The sequence below is a fragment of the Rhizobium sp. LjRoot254 genome (genome assembly GCF_964254105.1).
Taxonomy (GTDB): Bacteria; Pseudomonadota; Alphaproteobacteria; order Rhizobiales; family Rhizobiaceae; genus Rhizobium_E.
Genome location: NZ_CAXUSM020000001.1, coordinates 2684661 through 2700347 on the forward strand (window position 1 = coordinate 2684661; position 15687 = coordinate 2700347).

A 15687-nucleotide genomic window follows, 5' to 3' on the forward strand; every position below is an offset into this window, starting at 1 on the left:
AATAATCATACTTTTCGGGAGGAAACCATGGCACCTATCAAGCTCGCGATCGTGGGCATCGGCAAGATCGTCCGCGATCAGCATCTGCCCGCCGTGGCTGGGAATGCCGACTACCGGTTGATCGCCGCAGCCAGCCGCAATGGCGTGGTCGATGGCATCGACAATTACAAGTCGATCGAGGAGATGCTCGCGGCAAAGCCGGACATCGAGGCGGTGTCGCTCTGCATGCCGCCGCAGTTCCGCTATGAGGCGGCGCTTGCCGCTCTTCAGGCCGGCAAGCACGTGTTCCTTGAAAAGCCGCCGGGTGCGACGATTTCCGAAGTGCAGGATCTCCAGCGCATTGCCTCGGCCAAGGGCGTTTCGCTTCTCGCCAGTTGGCATTCGCGCTATGCGCCGGCGGTGGAAGCCGCGAAATCCTTCCTCGCCGCCTCGCCGGTCCAGTCGATGACCGTCACATGGAAGGAAGATGTGCGCCACTGGCATCCGAACCAGGCCTGGATCTGGGAAGCAGGCGGTCTCGGCGTGTTCGATCCGGGTATCAATGCGCTGTCGATCGTCACGCATATCCTGCCGAAGCCGGTGTTCCTGTCATCGGCAGTGCTGGAATTCCCCGAGAACCGCGACGCGCCGATCGCAGCCTCGCTCAACTTCACCAATGCCGATAAGCTCAAGGTCGAGGCCGTGTTCGACTGGCGTCAGACCGGCAAGCAGACCTGGGATATCGAGGCGGTGACCGAACAGGGCGCGATGCGGCTTGCCGATGGCGGCGCCAAGCTCTTCATCGACGGCAAGCTTACATTCGAGAAGCCGGAGGAAGAATATCCCGAGCTCTACCGCCGCTTTGCAGAGATCATCAAGTCGGGTGTCAGCGATGCCGACATCTCGCCGCTGACGCATGTCGCCGATGCGTTCATGCTGGGCAAACGGAAGTTCGTCGAAGCGTTCCACGACTAACGGCTAGGTTCGAAACCGTAGAACGGCACGACCTCGGGGTCTCTGGGTGCCGACTGCCACATCTCGTTGTGAAAGCTGACCGCGTTGAAACGTGCCTCGATCTTGCTGACGACTTTTCGGTCGTCAGTGATGATCTCATAAAAATCGCTGTCGATCGCCCGAATGACGAGCCATTGCCTGCCGTGAATGGCAGGCAGGTACCCCGTGAATGTTCCCCAGATGACCTGAACGGTATCCTGCGCGGCGGCCATCAGCGCACTGCCGCTCACGGGTTCCCCGGTCCGGGCCATCGCTTCCAGCCTTTCGTTACCGGGGCCGGTCGCATCAAAGCTCGGGAACCCAGCATCGACCGCTGACAGAATCCACGTTGCCTTGAGCGATCGCGGGGCCAGCGAGGCAAGAACGTCGCGCAAGTCGAAAGAAAGTGCCGACCCGGCCGTATCGGTCACCCTTAGAATTGTCATTCCCTGCTCCAAAACAGTGCAACCCGGCAATCCAGACCAGATTTCCCGATAAATAACGGATCGCTCTCAAAGTGAACCGTTTCGTTCCGGAACCCGGGTCAATTCAACACCTTTGCTTAACCGAAACGCAAGGCTTGGGCGATAAGCTCCCGATCGATATTGCATCCGGAGTGAGTTCATGCGTCTCCAGGTCAACAATTCGGCCGCCAGATTCGCACGCCAATTGCGTGGCGTATCCGGCTGCGCCGGAGCATCGATCCTCGACGCACATCCGGGTGATATGGTCCGCCATGGGCCGATAGCACGCGGGAGAGTGCGGGCATGAGGCTGTTGCGCTCGTTGATCAAGGACAGGAAGGGCAGTGCCGCGATCGAGTTCGCGATCCTGGCGCTGCCGTTTTTCGTCGTCATTTTCGCCATCGCCGAAATCGCGGTGATGTATTTCGTGGAATCCGGCCTTGATGCCGCCGTTCACCAGACGGTGCGGCAGGTGCGTGTCGGCGTTGCAAAGTCCGGTGCCTGGGACTCCAAGAAATTCAAGGACACGGTCTGTGCGAACCTGTCGCTTTCCTTCGGCTGCTCGACCAATCTCAAGGTGCGCGCCATCGTGGTGACCGACATGGCATCGGTGAACAGGGTATCGCCGATCGCCAACGGCGCGCTCAATGTGACGGAAGATTTCAACCTCGGGGACTCCGGAAGCTACGTGCTTGTCCAGGCTTTCCTGCCGTGGGATCCCGTCTTCAAGCTCTATCCAATCGCATCGGCCCGGCTTTCCAACGGTTCCTACGTCCTCGGCTCTTCCGAGCTTATCAAGAACGAGCCATTCTGATGATGACACGATTGAAGAATGCGATCGTCAAGAGCCGGGCATCGTTCCAACAGGCATCCGCACGCCTGCTGCGCGACCGGAGCGGCGTCTCGGCGATCGAGTTCGTGCTGCTGTTTCCGATCCTGGTGACCATGATGGCCGGCACCGTCGATATCGGCCAGGCGCTAACGGTCAGTCGCAAGATGAACCAGATCGCGTCGACGCTCGGTGACATGACCTCGCAGCAAGCGACATGGAAGGCGGCCGACATCGATGCCATCGTCGCAGGTGCCGCGACAATCATCGACCCATACAGCAAAACGGGCGTCAAGATCGAACTGGCGATCCTCGACATCGACGCGACCCTGAAGGCAAAGGTCAACTGGTCGCGCGGCTACAATACTCCCGCGCTCGTCAAGGGTGTGGCCTCCCCGGTCACCATCCCCACGAATATCGCCCAGTCCGGCGTGCAGCTCATCGCCGTCCGGGCGACATATTCGCTGCAGACGCCATTCACGAAATTGCTGACCCCGGTCACAGGCGTTACGGCCTACAATTACGAGAAGACCTATATCATGCGCCCCCGTACCGGTGAGGCGATTACTCTCGAATAGGTCTCACTATGAGCGTGCTCCGCATCGTGGCAAACCTGCCCGCACCGGACCCGGCGGCAGTGGCCGCCTTCTATCGCGACCTGCAAGACCTCGATGTGGTCATGGACCACGGCTGGATTGTGACACTGGCTGCCGGCGGAAAAATGGTGCCGCAGCTCAGTATCGGAAGCGAGGGTGGCGCCGGTGCGCCTATGCCCGACGTTTCGATCGAGGTCGATGACATCGAAGCGGTCTTTGCCCGCGCGGTCCATAGAGGACACGAAATCACCTATCCGCTGACTGACGAGGATTGGGGCGTCCGCCGTTTCTTCGTCAGGGATCCGTCGGGCAACGTGGCCAACATCCTCATGCATTTGTAAATGTCGTCATCCAGGATCGGATGGCACCAGGAAGACCGGATCGGTCAACGTGTAGAGCAGGTCCTCATCATAGAGCAGCTTGACCTTGAGCGGCACGGGCATGCCCTCGGTATTGACGGTCGGCAGCTCGGCTTCCTTGCGGAATTCCTGCAGGGATTCGACAAAGCGGCCAGGGTCGCCCGATTCCGTTGGTACCGACGTTTCGGTCTGGACGAAATCGTTCAACAGGGCCTGGGCGGCGGCGATTTCCGCCGCATCCGGTCCGCCCGCCTCGGTGACCTGTGATGGCGCGGCCGTGAAGAACTTGCGCGCGCGCGTCATCCATAAATTGGCTTCCTTGATGCCGTTCAGGCCGCCATTCACCGCCTTCCTGACATTGTTCATGTTGCCGGCATCGGCAAGTGCATTGCCGCCGATGGCCTTCCAGTAAGCAAGGGCCGCGCTGAAGCCGGTGATCGGCTGGCGGACCTGTTCCGGATTGCCGACGAAATCCAGGCCCAGCTTTTCGCCACGCTTCTTGAAATTGAACTTGCCAGTGAGCTGGATATAACCCGATCCGCGATATTTCCACCCATCGCCGAGTTCAGTATTGCCGAGATCAGGCCTGTTATAGACGTGGTTGGCGATGGCTTCGGGCCGGTTCGCCAGTTCGAGTGCCTTTGCCGCCGAGACCCGCTTGGGGAAGATCTGGCGCAGGCGCTTGGCGCTGTAATTGAGATTCTCGTCGAGGCGCGCGAAACCGCCGGTCTCGGTCGCCATCTGGACCATGAGATGCTGTGTCCTGACGGGCGTGTTGACGCCTCCCGCGAAGGCATCCGGCCATTTGTTGACCAGTGTCGCAACCAGATCCGCCCGCGCCCGGGGCGAAAACTTCGAGATCTTGATCGAGGTGACGAGGTTTTCGGACCTCTCCGTCACCGCCCCGCAATTGTCGGTCGCGGAGGCTGTCGATGCCTGTGAAAGCGGCAGCAGCGCCGCGCCCGAAATGAGAAAATGACGTCGCGCAATCTGCATGGACTTCCCCTGTTCACTGGCCGCATTGAACGAATTGGATGGAATTGTGCTTGAGCCGGGTAGCGATCAGCGAAATCTTCACCGCCCGGTTCTTGGTCTCGTAGGCACCGAAATCGTCGAAGCCGAGATGGTGCAGACCCGTCACGCAGTACCGCTTGCCGGCGCCATCGCCTGCAGCCACGAGGATCGGCGAACCGGATGAGCCACCGATCGTGTCGCAACGATGGGTGAAATCGGTGGGCTGTGCGGGCTCCAGGCCGGGCGCCAGCGCGTCGATCGGCTGGCAACCCAGTTGCGCAAGCTGCTTGTGCTCGCCACCGGGATGCTGCACGAGAAAGGTCGGCACACCCGGCGCGGCATCGCTCTCCGCAAGTGGAATGGGCATTGTGTCCGTGACCGGCTGGTCCATCTCGATGACCGCGAAGTCGAGCGCCGTCAGGGCATCCTTCACCGCGACACAATGGCGCTGTTTTCCCATCGTGATGACGCCGTCCACCATCAGGTAGTCGAAGACGATCGTCGCGGTGCTGCATTTCGCCGCCGTGTTGACGCAGTGGTCGTTGGTCATGACCATCATCGGGTTGATCAGGAAACCCGAGCAGACCCGCGGCGTGCCTTCCTCATCCACGAAGGCGATGAAGACGACCGATCCGCCCGTGACTTTAAGCAATGGATCGGCGATATCGGCAAAATTCTCCCGATCGTCATTGTCGAAGATCGAGAGTTGCGGATCAGGCGGCACCTCCTCATAGACAAAATGCGCGATATGGATTCGTGCCGCATCGAGCCTCGTAGACGTCAGCACGAGCTTGAGTGTGCTGCCGTAAATAAGGCCGGTCTTGAAGGACTTCCTGATCTCGAGAGGGCCCTCGAAAACCTCCCCGTTGAGCGCTCCGGTCGGCGAGAGATTGACGCCCGATATGGTGAGCCTGTCGCCCGCCTCGAGCACCAGTTCGTCGATCGTGACACGGAGATAGCGCGCGCCGTCATGGGCATATTCGAAAGTGGCGGCTGCGTTGGCCCCATCCTGCTCGACTTCGAAAGCGGAGAGCGAGATATCGGAGACGTGCTGGTCGAGGGCGCCATCGCGCGCGGCCTCGATCTTCCGCTCCTGTGCGACTGAAGCCAGCGGCAGGAGACAGGCAAAGAGCAGCAGAAAGCCTGCGATGCGAGGGCGGCTCATGCTCAGTCTCCCTCGACCGATTTCCGGACATATTTGACGATGTTCTTGACCGGGAACCGTTTGAGGTCGTCGCCGTCCTGCAGCGTGAGAACATCGCCTTCCTGGAACGAGCCGCGCAGCCGTTCCGGTTGCTTACCGCTGTCTTCGCCCTTGCGCGCCATGAAGATGATCACGTCGTCACTGGAATCCGACAGACGCTGGAAGCCGAGCAACCGCGGGAAATCGACCTCGGTGGCGTGCCCGTCATTGATATCCTTGAAATGAAGACTCGAAGGCTTCGCTTCACCGAGCTCGAATGGACTGGTCGCGGTGTCCGCATCGAGATAGACAATGTCGTCCTGCGCCGTGGCGAAGCAGTCGAAATCGAGGCCGCCGCCCATCATTTTTCCGAGAAGATCGCGATCCGGTATGTCGGAACATGCAATCAGCCTGTCGCGGATTTCGGGTGGCCGCATGGCGTAGTTCTCTCCGAGCGAAATCGCCAGGCTGACGGCGCCCGACACGATCGCGGCGGCCTGGGAGCTGCCCGAAAAGGTCGAGAACTTGTTGCCGGGAATCGGCGCGAAGATCTGCTCGCCGCTACTGCCAAGGGTGAACTTCTTGTTGTAATTCGCATTTTCCAGGACCTTCTTGCCCGACAGGTCCAACGCCACCACGCTCACGACATTGCTGAACACATCGACCTTGCATGCGGGCATCACGAGGCATTCGTCGTCGGGATCACGCTCATTGCCCGCGGCGACCACGAAAACCGAGCCCTTCTTGCCCTTGATGAGCTGCGTGAGCCAATCGCTGCTTCGGATATTGCCACTCGAGGTCGTCGAGGATCCGGATGCGCTGAAGCCGAGGCTCAGGTTGACAACACGGACATTGATATCGACCATCAGCTTGGAGAGCTTGGCAGCCAGCCATTGTCCGTAGCGATCGTTCTTCGCCTTGTCGAAATCGATCTCGACCGCGATGATCCGGGCGGTCGGATTGATGCCTCCCGTGCCGAAACGATCGTCCCATCGCGCGGCGATAATCCCGGCAAGATGGGTGCCATGGCTCTTGTCTCGGAAGGCCCTCGTACCGGGATTGGGCACTTCCTCGACGACACCGGCATCACCGCACAGGCTGCGAACCTGGGGTGAGGCGCCCGGTTCAGATTCGTTGGCGGCAACCAGTTGGTCGTTGCTTCTGACCTTGCAGACGCTTTCCCGGCTGAAATCGTTCTCGGGGTTCTTGCAATCCCAGACCACGATTTTCGAGGCCGCAAATTCGCAATGCTTTTCATCGAAGGCGCTGTCGATGATCATGACATTCTGGATGCCAGTGACCCTGGATAGCAGGTTGGTGAACTTCTCCTCGTCATCGGGGAATTTCCCCAACTGCCATTCGTTCTTCTGGCGCGACGAAATCCAGTCGCTAAAGGGCGACACCTTCTGGATCGTGTCCCAGCTGCCCTTCTCGTAGGCGTCCTTTGCCTGGTCGATCTTCTGGTCAAGAGCCTTGTCCTGCGCTTGTTCGACGATCGCATCCGGCGCCTGGCGCTGGTCGAAGGTGGGCGCGTTTTCCAGTTTGCCAACACGCTGAACGACCTTGCCCGGAATTTCCTTGTCATTGCCGGTCGCGGGGGTGGTCGTCACCAGTTCGTAAGGCGGTTCCGCCCACCAGACGCCCTTCGTTCCGTTCGATTCCAGCTTCAGTCGATCGGCGGGCTTGAGGACGGCACAGTAGTCCTCGCATTCGGAATCGATATGAAACGTGTAGGTGTAGACCGGCTCCTCGAATGTTTCCGGTCGCTCCCTGGTGCGACCAATCCTCGGGTTGTAGTATTCGAACATCGCATCGCAGGTCAGGCCCGGTATCAGCCTTTTCTGGCAGGCGTAGTTCCGGGCCTTCAGTTCCTTCAGTGACCTGCCATTTTCCCAAGGCCGGGTCACCGATGTCGTGTCACGCACGACAGTGATGTCCGGCAGCACCAGCACATAGCCCGGCACGAGGCCGTGCCACACACCAGGATCGGTCCCGAGCTGGAAGGTGCTGGTCAAGCGGCTCTTCTCGATCGGCCCGGGCGGAAGATGAAGCGGCCGATAACAGGCGTCGGGATTAAGGTCGCAGGTCAGCGCATTCATCCAGGCGGGAAAGTAGCCGAGCTGATAACGGTCGACCCAGATCTTGCCGATATCGGTCTCACCCTTGTCGATGACGTGCAGGGTCACGGGAAGGCTGCCATTCCGCCAGAGCGTACCCATCTGGCCTTCGAACTGGGCGGCGAAGGAGTCGCTGCCGCTCGTCATGATGTCGCCGATGATTTCGGCGCCTGACGACGGGGGATAGATTACGGAATATGCGAATGCAGAACATGCGAGGCAGGCGATACTAGCTTTGCGCATCGTAATATCCCCCAGAACTCAAGCTCCGGAGGTTACCACTAATTTAGGGTTGCCTCAAGTTGTCCTCGGAAATTCTGCTCTTAATGCTAGTGCTTTCATTAACAACATGAATCTGCCGAAAAGGACTTGCCTCATACTGCGCCGAAATTCGAGGCAACGCATTTCGGGCGCTGCTGGATGACGTGCATTCAACCTGCAATGGCTAGCATTTTTGACGCCCGCAATCCCGGCGCCCGCCCGATGCACCCCGCCGCTCAGGCCTTCTTCTCCCAACGGCCGTCATGGTTCTGCTGCCAGTAGGAGAGTGTATGCCCCTCGCCCTTGAGGCGCTTCCACTGGCTTCGCGCGGATTGCACCTGGTCGTCGTCATGGCCGTCGAACATGAAGACCACGCGGTCGTAACCAGTGAGCTCCGGCGGTTCAGCGCCGTCGATGACGAAACGTACGCCCGCATTGTTCTGGTTGGCGGCGCCCGAGGTCAGCAGGATCGGTTGACGATCGGCATGCGGGTCCTTGTCCATACCGTGCGGCAGGAAACTATCGGCGCGGAAGGTCCAGAGATGCGTGTCGAGCGCCTCGCAGCGCTCTTCGCTGGTGGTCTGGACCGTCACGCGCCAGTTGCGCTCGATGCTGCGCTCGAGAAGCGCGGGCAGCGCGTCGTCAACCCGGGATTCGGTAAGGTGGTAGAACAGGATTTCCAATTCGTCTCTTCTCAACTTTCGTAATAGGTGCGCACCAGTTCATCGAGCAGCCGCACGCCGTAGCCGGAGCCCCAGGACGTGTTGATCTCGTCGCTCGGCGCGCCCATGGCAAGCGAAGCGACATCGAGATGTGCCCAGGGCGTTTCACCGACGAAGCGCTTCAGGAACTGGGCCGCGGTGATCGCGCCCGCCTGCCGGCTGCCGCCGGTGTTCTTCATGTCGGCGAACTTGCTATCGATCATTTTGTCATATTCACGGCCGAGCGGCATTCTCCACAGCTTTTCGTTGGAGCTTATGCCCGCGGCGAGCAGATTGGCGGCCAGCCGGTCGTCATTGCAGAACAGACCGGCATGATAACTGCCGAGCGCGACGCCGATGGCGCCGGTCAGTGTGGCGAGATTGATCATGAAAGCGGGCTTGAAGCGCTCATTGGCGTACCAGAGCGCATCGCCCAGCACGAGACGGCCCTCGGCATCGGTGTTGATGACCTCGATCGTCTGGCCCGACATCGAGGTGACGATATCGCCCGGACGCTGCGCATTGCCGTCGGGCATGTTCTCGACCAGACCGATGACGCCGATGGCGTTGACCTTCGCCTTGCGGGCTGCGAGCACATGCATGAGGCCGGTCACGGCGGCGGCGCCACCCATATCGCCCTTCATGTCTTCCATGCCGGCGGCCGGCTTGATCGAAATGCCGCCGGTATCGAACACCACGCCCTTGCCGATGAAGGCGTAGGTCTTGTCCTTCGGCTTTCCACCCTTCCAGTTCATCACGACCAGTCTCGGCGGCCGCACCGAACCCTGCGCCACGCCGAGCAGCGCGCCCATGCCGAGCTTGCGCATTTCCTTCTCGGTGAGAATTTCGATCTCGATGCCGAATTTCTCGAGTTCCTTGGCCTTGGCGGCGAATTCCGACGGGCCGAGGATGTTGGCGGGTTCATTCACCAAGTCGCGCGCCAGGATGACGCCGTCGGCCACGGCCTGCGCCGTCTCGAAGAAGCGCTTGGCGGTGATCGAGGCCGAGACGACGATCGTCACCCGTACCGGCTTGTCGGAAGCGCCGTTGTCTTCGTCGGACTTTTTGGACTTGTACTTGTCGAACTTGTAGCCGCGCAGGATCATGCCAAGCGCGAAATCGGCCGCCTGCTCGCCGGTGACGGTCAGGCCGGGCGCATCAAGATAGATCACCGCTTTTTCCGCGCCGTTGAGGGCAGCGGCAGCGGCACCCCCGGCTTTCAGCCAGTCGTGCGCGGTCAGTTCGGATGCCTTCCCCAATCCGATCGCGACCAGCCGGTCGGCGCCCGAACCCTGCGGCGCAAGAATATCGAGCTTAGCGAGGAGCTTGCCTTTGAACTTGGCGATTTTGGCGGCACGCGCGAGGCTTGCGCCGGGGTCGGCGGCATCAGCCCCGGAAAAACCTTGATTGTCCTGCAGCTTGAGAACGACGGCAGTTCCGCTCGATGCCTTGGCAGAGCGGGCGAAGGCGAATTCAAACGATCTCATTATTGCTCCTAAGGCTTACGCACGTGATTCCTGCATCTTGGACCGAGCGTCATTCATTGCAAGTAGCTCGGCGTTGCGTGCTGTCATAGCCCTGTAACGCTCCGAGGTGAAGAAGGCGATCACGAGATCGCAAGTCAATCCGCATGCACATGACGGCGATCACTGCGGAGGTTAGGCGTGATTTCAGACATCCGGACAGAACGAGACGCCATTTTTCTCCTCCGTTGCGTGTTCGCCTGGCTTATCATTTTCGTTGTCTTCCGCAATCTTCCAAGCATCGACCTTGGCCTGACCACGCTCTTCTGCCGGGGCTCTGCGACCCAAGCCGGTCTGCTCTGCGAAGGCTTCGCGGCGCGCGAAAGCGAAGTTGCCACGGTATTTCGAAAATTGTTCTACTGGATCCCGGTGCTTGCACCCTTCGCGCTACTGGCAAACATCGCCTGGACCGGATTGCGCAGCGGCTGGGCTGATCGCGAAACCCTGCGAACCAGGGCGATCCTGATCGGCGGCTTTCTTCTCGGGCCGGTTCTGATCGTCAATGGCCTGCTCAAGACCTTTTCCGGCCGGCCGAGGCCGCATGAGACGATCGACTTTGGCGGAACGTTGCCCTTTGCGGCGGCGGGCGATTTCTCTGGCGCCTGTATTGCCAACTGTTCCTTCGTTTCAGGCGAGGCCGCGAGCGCCGGGTGGCTGATCTGCCTGCTGCCGCTACTCAAGGGGCGGTTTCGCACGGTTTCGGCGGCTGTCATCATCGATATATCGATTGCGACGCCCCTGCTGCGCGTTGCGATGGGCGGACACTATCCGTCCGATGTGGCTCTCGGCTGGATCATGGGGCTTGCAAGCCCTGCCGCTCTGTCGCTGCTGCTGATTTTCCGGCCGATCCGCATTTCTGCAACACTTGAACGCGCGCGGTAAAAGTGCCACATCCGGGGTCTTATGCCCCGATGGCGCTCAGGGGCGGGCACGCTCGCGGATCATGCATGAACCTGCTGGAAAACTATATCTTCGGCCGGATATTCCGGATGTTCGTCGCAGCGCTGATTCCAGTGCTGGCGATCATCTGGGTGACGCAGGTGCTGGGGCGAATCAATCTCGTCACCGATAGCGGACAATCGATCGGATCCTTCGTCGCGCTCGCCACCTACATGCTGCCGACGCTGATCCCCGTGGTGATGCCTTTCGCCGTGATCATCGGCGTCACGCAGACGCTGCAGACGATGAATAACGATAACGAACTTGCGGTGATCGACGCATCGGGCGCGCCGCGGCGGACGGTTTACAAGCCGGCGCTCATCCTCGCGGGCATACTTTGCGTCGTCTCGTTCGGCGTCGACAATTTTCTCGAGCCGATCTCGCGCTACGGCATGCGCAAGACGATCGCCGCCACCTATGCCGACCTGTTGTCATCCGTCATCGAGGAGAAGGCCTTCCGCAAGATCGACGACGGCCTCTATGTGCAGATCTCCGAGCGCATGCAGGGCCGCGTCCTCAAGGGCCTGTTCGTCGCCGATTCCCGCGATCCGCGCTTCGAGATGATCTACTATGCCCGCGAGGGCGCGGTCGACGAGAGCGGCGGCACGCTGATCATGAAGGACGGCGAAATCCACCGCAAGATCGAGGGCCGCAGCGTCTCGGTCATCCATTTCGACTCCTATTCCTTCGACCTCTCCGAACTATCGGCCTCGCGCGGACAGGCCACGCTGAGGGCCGGCGACCGCGACTTGGGCTTCCTCTTCAATCCCGATCCCAACGACCCATACTACAAGGAAAAACCGAATGATTTCAGGGCAGAACTGCACCGGCGCCTGACGGATTGGTTCTTTCCGGTGACCTTTGCGCTGATTTCGTTGATGGTCGCGGGCTCGGCGCATTCGCATCGCGAGCGGCGGCTGCATCCGCTGATCTCGGCGCTGTTCCTGGCATTCGTGTTCCGTTGGAGCGCATTCTATCTGGCTAATCGGATCGAGGGCGGCGTAAACTCGCCGGTGCAGCTCTATGGCTTCATGATCGTCATCAATCTTCTGCTGCTCGCGGGCATCTATCGCAGCGTCACGCGGCTTGATCGTGACAGCCTGTTTCCCCGATTTGCCGATAGTTGCGTTCAGTTCTATGGCCGCCTCGTTCCTGGACGCGCAAAGAGCGGAGGTGCCGCTTGATCTTCACCGGCACGCTTTTTCGCTACTTCCTGCGTCGCCACCTGATGACCATCTTCTGGTTTCTCGTCGGCGTGACAGCCCTCGTCTACCTCGTCGATTTCATCGAGATTTCTTCACGCCGGGGCGACATTCCGGGCTTCACGCTTGCCGACAGCCTGTTCCTGACGCTGATCCGCGTGCCGTCTATCCTGCAGCAGACGCTGCCATTCATCATGCTTTTTGCCGGCATCACCACGCTCGTGTCGCTCAACCGCAAGCAGGAGATGGTGGTGACGCGCGCTGCCGGGATTTCGGTCTGGCAGTTCATGGCGCCCTTCATCACCGGGGCGATTCTCGTCGGGCTCGTCGGCCTCTTCGTGCTCAATCCGCTCGCGGCCGCCGGCATGCGCACGGCGACGATGATCGAAAACAATCTCAAGGCCTCGAAGCAGCTCGGCCGCAAGAATGAAACCATTCCCTGGCTGCGCCAGATCACCGCCGATGATGACGTGATCGTCGGTGGTGCCCGCGTCAGCGCCGATGGCACGACGATCGAGGACGCAGTCTTCATCCATTTCGGACCGGAGAGCCGAATCGTGCTCAGGCAGGACGCACGCCAGGCAAAGTTGAAAGATGGTTACTGGGAGCTTAACGACGTTACCGAGAACCGGCCCGGACAAATTCCGGCCGTGCTCAAGACGGTACAGGTCCGCACCAATCTGAAACGGGAGTTCGTCCAAGAGCGGCTCGCACGACCTGAAACCGTTGCGTTTCTCGACATTCCCTCGAAAATCGAGGCTGCGAGGTCGTTTGGGGTCTCAACTTTCACGCTTGAATCGCAATATCACTCCCTCATGTCGATGCCATTCCTGCTCGTCGCGATGACTCTCATTTCGGCAACAGTCTCGTTAAAATTCAGCAGGTTCAACCAATCGCAGAGCATGATTTTCGGTGGCATCGTTTCGGGCTTCGTGCTTTATGTGATCACCGTGCTGATTAAAGCATTCGGTAGCAGCGGTGTTGTACCTCCGTTCGTTGCAGCCTGGATTCCGGTCGTGGTCGCAATGTTTCTCGGGTCCACCATTTTGCTGCATCAGGAGGACGGTTAGTGGCGGCAGGCAACCGCGGAATAACAAGGGTGTTCGGCGGAGCGCTGCTTTCGGCAGTGGCCGCCTGCGGACTTTTTTTGCCCTCGTTCCAGCCTGCTTTCGCACAAAATGCGATCGAGCAGATGGCTGCGAAGCCGTCGCCTGATTCGAAGCTGCTGCTGACATCGTCCGAACTCATCTACGACCAGGATGCCAAGAAGATCATCGCCGTCGGCGGCGTGCAGATCAATTACGCCGGCTACAAGCTGGTCGCCAAGCGCGTGGAATACGACCAGGCATCCGGCCGGATGATCGCGATTGGCGACATCGAACTGATCGAGCCCAACGGCAACCGGGTTTATGGCGACAAGATCGACGTGACCGACAATTTCGCCAATGGCTTCGTCGATGCGCTGAGGATCGAAACCACCGACAATACGCGCCTGGTTGCCGTCAGCGGCGAACGCGTCAATGCCGACGTGATGATCCTCAACAAGGGCGTCTATACGGCCTGCGAGCCCTGCAAGGAACATCCCGAGAAGCCGCCGCTCTGGCAGATCAAGGCCGAGCGTGTCATCAACAACGGCAAGACCCATACGGTCCGGCTCGAAAAGGCGCGCTTCGAACTGTTCGGCGCGCCGATTGCCTATATCCCGGTGCTTGAAGTGCCCGATCCGACGGTGAAGCGGAAGTCCGGCTTCCTGTTCCCGCGCATGTCCACCGCCGAAAATCTCGGCTTCGGACTGGCTATCCCCTACTACCAGACTTTGACGCCGCACATGGACGCAACGCTGACGACGACCGGCTTCACCAACCAGGGCGTGATGTTCGACGCCGAGTTCCGCCAGCGCTTCCGGCTCGGCCAACACACGCTGAGGATCGCCGGCATCGACCAGCTTAATCGCGGCGCCTTTACCAACGATACGTCGGATGCAAAGGTCGACCAGCGTGGCATGATTCAATCCAAGGCCGACTTCAAGATCAATCCGCGCTGGGCTTTCGGCTGGGACGTGATGGTCCAGTCCGACAACAATTTCGCCCGTACCTATTCGCTCGACGGCGTGGACGACCAAGTCCGCACCAACCAGACCTACCTGACGGGGCTTGGCCATCGCAATTCGTTCGATATGCGGTCCTATTATTTCGATGTGCAGGACGCAGATCCGCACAGTCGCGACGAGAAGGAGCAGGCAGTCGTCCATCCGGTCTTCGACTACACCTATTATCATCCGGACTCGGTGCTCGGCGGGCAGCTCTCCGTCGTCACCAATTTTACCAGTTTGAGCCGGACCAACACCGACCAAATTGACCGGATCGAACACATCGATGTCGCCGACCGGTTCCGCGGTCTCGCCGGCAATTTCAACCGTTTCTCGACGGAAGCGGAGTGGAAGCGCACCTTCATCTTGCCCGGCGGTTTGGTCCTGACACCGCTCGCGGTCGTGCGTGGCGACGGTTTCCAGGTCGACATGAACGATCCCTCGGCGGCTTATCCCGGCGATTTCCATAATGGCAACAGCGCCACCCGCAGCATGCTGACCGCCGGGCTGGAAGCGCGGTATCCGATCCTGATGACGACGGCCAATTCGAGCCACATCTTCGAGCCAATCGCGCAGATCTTCGCCCGGCCGGACGAGCAACTTGCCGGCGGGCTGCCCAACGAAGACGCGCAGAGCTTCGTCTTCGATGCATCCAACCTCTTCGACCGCGACAAGTTCTCGGGCTTCGACAGGGTCGAAGGCGGAACGCGCGCCAATATCGGCGCCCGCTATACCGGCACGTTCGACGCCGGCTATACACTGCGCGGCGTCTTCGGCCAGTCGTTCCTGCTCGACGGCAAGAATTCCTTCGCGTCACCCGACCTGGTTTATGCCGGCGCGGATTCGGGCCTGGAAACGGCGACCTCCGATTATGTCGGCGCCATAGGCGTGGAAATACCGGTGGGGCTTTCCCTCGCGCTCGGCGGACGGCTCGACCAGAAAACTTTGGATATCCGCCGGTCCGACGTGACTGTGGGCTATAATTCAAACTGGCTGCAGACCGAGGTCACTTATTCGCAGATCGCCGCGCAGCCGCTCTACGGCTACCCGACCGACAATGACGAAGTACAGACGATCAGCGGCGTCAAGTTCGACCAGAACTGGACCGTTTACGGCTCGGCGACCTGGGACATGGACGACAATGTGCTTTCGCGCCGGGGCATCGGCTTTGCCTATGACGACAGCTGCACCATTTTTGCGCTCGCCTTCACCCAGACGAAGGACCTCAACGACACATCGGCCAACGACTGGCAGATCGGTGCACGGCTTTCCTTCCGCACGCTGGGCGACGTGAAGGTCGGTGACACCGCCGAGCCGACCTCGATCGCCGGCCAGACCCTGGTGCCGGTGTTCCAGTAAAGCAGCGTTAGAGCCTTTCATTGTTAAATGGAAACAGTTCAGTTGGCTCAAATTGGGCGAATGACATTGTTTTGCCGCAA

14 protein-coding genes are annotated in these 15687 nt (G+C 60.1%); 8 read left to right on the forward strand and 6 right to left on the reverse strand.

Annotation, left to right across the window (positions count from 1 at the left end; translation table 11 throughout):
* Positions 1-27 precede the first annotated feature (27 nt).
* Positions 28-954: a Gfo/Idh/MocA family protein gene (locus ACSQ26_RS13205; protein ID WP_436009444.1), complete on the forward strand. Its 927-nt coding sequence runs from the start codon at positions 28-30 to the stop codon at positions 952-954.
* Here the strand turns inward: ACSQ26_RS13205 and ACSQ26_RS13210 are convergent.
* Positions 951-1418 carry a hypothetical protein gene (locus tag ACSQ26_RS13210; RefSeq protein WP_436009446.1) on the reverse strand — a complete coding sequence of 156 codons (468 nt, stop codon included), beginning with the start codon at positions 1416-1418 and terminating at the stop codon, positions 951-953. The two genes, ACSQ26_RS13205 and ACSQ26_RS13210, sit on opposite strands and share 4 nt — an antisense overlap.
* A gap of 321 nt (positions 1419-1739) precedes the next feature.
* Between ACSQ26_RS13210 and ACSQ26_RS13215 the strand changes: the two genes are divergently transcribed.
* From ACSQ26_RS13215 to ACSQ26_RS13225, 3 genes are read left to right on the forward strand one after another with little or no spacing between them, the layout of a single operon-like run.
* A complete protein-coding gene (locus ACSQ26_RS13215) occupies positions 1740-2249 on the forward strand; it encodes a TadE/TadG family type IV pilus assembly protein (protein ID WP_436009448.1) in 510 nt (169 codons plus the stop codon).
* On the forward strand, positions 2249-2842 hold the full coding sequence (locus ACSQ26_RS13220; protein WP_436009450.1) for a TadE/TadG family type IV pilus assembly protein: 594 nt from the start codon (positions 2249-2251) through the stop codon (positions 2840-2842). The genes ACSQ26_RS13215 and ACSQ26_RS13220 overlap by 1 nt, the downstream gene beginning before the upstream one ends.
* 8 nt (positions 2843-2850) lie before the next feature.
* A complete protein-coding gene (locus ACSQ26_RS13225) occupies positions 2851-3201 on the forward strand; it encodes a VOC family protein (RefSeq protein WP_436009452.1) in 351 nt (116 codons plus the stop codon).
* Positions 3202-3207: 6 nt separating this feature from the next.
* On the opposite strand, the gene ACSQ26_RS13230 is transcribed toward ACSQ26_RS13225, so the two are convergent.
* From ACSQ26_RS13230 to ACSQ26_RS13250, 5 genes are all read right to left on the reverse strand, one after another.
* Positions 3208-4215, reverse strand: a complete 1008-nt coding sequence (locus ACSQ26_RS13230) for a glycoside hydrolase family 19 protein (protein ID WP_436009454.1) — start codon at positions 4213-4215, stop codon at positions 3208-3210.
* A gap of 13 nt (positions 4216-4228) precedes the next feature.
* The gene (locus ACSQ26_RS13235; RefSeq protein WP_436009456.1) at positions 4229-5398 is read right to left on the reverse strand and encodes a trypsin-like serine peptidase; all 1170 of its coding nucleotides are present in this window, start codon (positions 5396-5398) and stop codon (positions 4229-4231) included.
* Between the two features lie 2 nt (positions 5399-5400).
* Entirely contained in the window at positions 5401-7776 is a 2376-nt protein-coding gene (locus ACSQ26_RS13240) for a S8 family peptidase (protein ID WP_436009458.1), read from the reverse strand.
* 254 nt (positions 7777-8030) lie between these two features.
* Positions 8031-8477 carry a DNA polymerase III subunit chi gene (locus tag ACSQ26_RS13245; RefSeq protein ID WP_436009460.1) on the reverse strand — a complete coding sequence of 149 codons (447 nt, stop codon included), beginning with the start codon at positions 8475-8477 and terminating at the stop codon, positions 8031-8033.
* Positions 8478-8488: 11 nt separating this feature from the next.
* A complete protein-coding gene (locus tag ACSQ26_RS13250) occupies positions 8489-9985 on the reverse strand; it encodes a leucyl aminopeptidase (RefSeq protein ID WP_436015258.1) in 1497 nt (498 codons plus the stop codon).
* 174 nt (positions 9986-10159) lie between these two features.
* Between ACSQ26_RS13250 and ACSQ26_RS13255 the strand changes: the two genes are divergently transcribed.
* The 4 genes from ACSQ26_RS13255 (at position 10160) to ACSQ26_RS13270 (ending at position 15607) form a co-directional block, all read left to right on the forward strand.
* Positions 10160-10900, forward strand: coding sequence for a phosphatase PAP2 family protein (locus tag ACSQ26_RS13255; RefSeq protein WP_436009462.1), 741 nt, complete (start codon positions 10160-10162; stop codon positions 10898-10900).
* A gap of 65 nt (positions 10901-10965) precedes the next feature.
* Entirely contained in the window at positions 10966-12141 is a 1176-nt protein-coding gene (locus ACSQ26_RS13260) for an LptF/LptG family permease (RefSeq protein ID WP_436009464.1), read from the forward strand.
* Positions 12141-13229 (forward strand): LPS export ABC transporter permease LptG, encoded by a 1089-nt coding sequence (lptG, locus tag ACSQ26_RS13265; RefSeq protein WP_436015260.1) that lies wholly within the window; start codon positions 12141-12143, stop codon positions 13227-13229. The genes ACSQ26_RS13260 and lptG overlap by 1 nt, the downstream gene beginning before the upstream one ends.
* Complete coding sequence (locus ACSQ26_RS13270; RefSeq protein ID WP_436009466.1) at positions 13229-15607, forward strand: LPS-assembly protein LptD; 2379 nt, start codon at positions 13229-13231, stop codon at positions 15605-15607. The genes lptG and ACSQ26_RS13270 overlap by 1 nt, the downstream gene beginning before the upstream one ends.
* The last annotated feature ends 80 nt before the right edge of the window (positions 15608-15687 follow it).

Excerpts from the sequence above, each read along its gene's own strand:
- ACSQ26_RS13205 (WP_436009444.1), top strand. The coding sequence starts at position 28 with ATGGCACCTATCAAGCTCGCGATCGTGGGCATCGGCAAGATCGTCCGC.
- ACSQ26_RS13210 (WP_436009446.1), bottom strand. The coding sequence starts at position 1,418 with ATGACAATTCTAAGGGTGACCGATACGGCCGGGTCGGCACTTTCTTTC.
- ACSQ26_RS13215 (WP_436009448.1), top strand. The coding sequence starts at position 1,740 with ATGAGGCTGTTGCGCTCGTTGATCAAGGACAGGAAGGGCAGTGCCGCG.
- ACSQ26_RS13220 (WP_436009450.1), top strand. The coding sequence starts at position 2,249 with ATGATGACACGATTGAAGAATGCGATCGTCAAGAGCCGGGCATCGTTC.
- ACSQ26_RS13225 (WP_436009452.1), top strand. The coding sequence starts at position 2,851 with ATGAGCGTGCTCCGCATCGTGGCAAACCTGCCCGCACCGGACCCGGCG.
- ACSQ26_RS13230 (WP_436009454.1), bottom strand. The coding sequence starts at position 4,215 with ATGCAGATTGCGCGACGTCATTTTCTCATTTCGGGCGCGGCGCTGCTG.
- ACSQ26_RS13235 (WP_436009456.1), bottom strand. The coding sequence starts at position 5,398 with ATGAGCCGCCCTCGCATCGCAGGCTTTCTGCTGCTCTTTGCCTGTCTC.
- ACSQ26_RS13240 (WP_436009458.1), bottom strand. The coding sequence starts at position 7,776 with ATGCGCAAAGCTAGTATCGCCTGCCTCGCATGTTCTGCATTCGCATAT.
- ACSQ26_RS13260 (WP_436009464.1), top strand. The coding sequence starts at position 10,966 with ATGAACCTGCTGGAAAACTATATCTTCGGCCGGATATTCCGGATGTTC.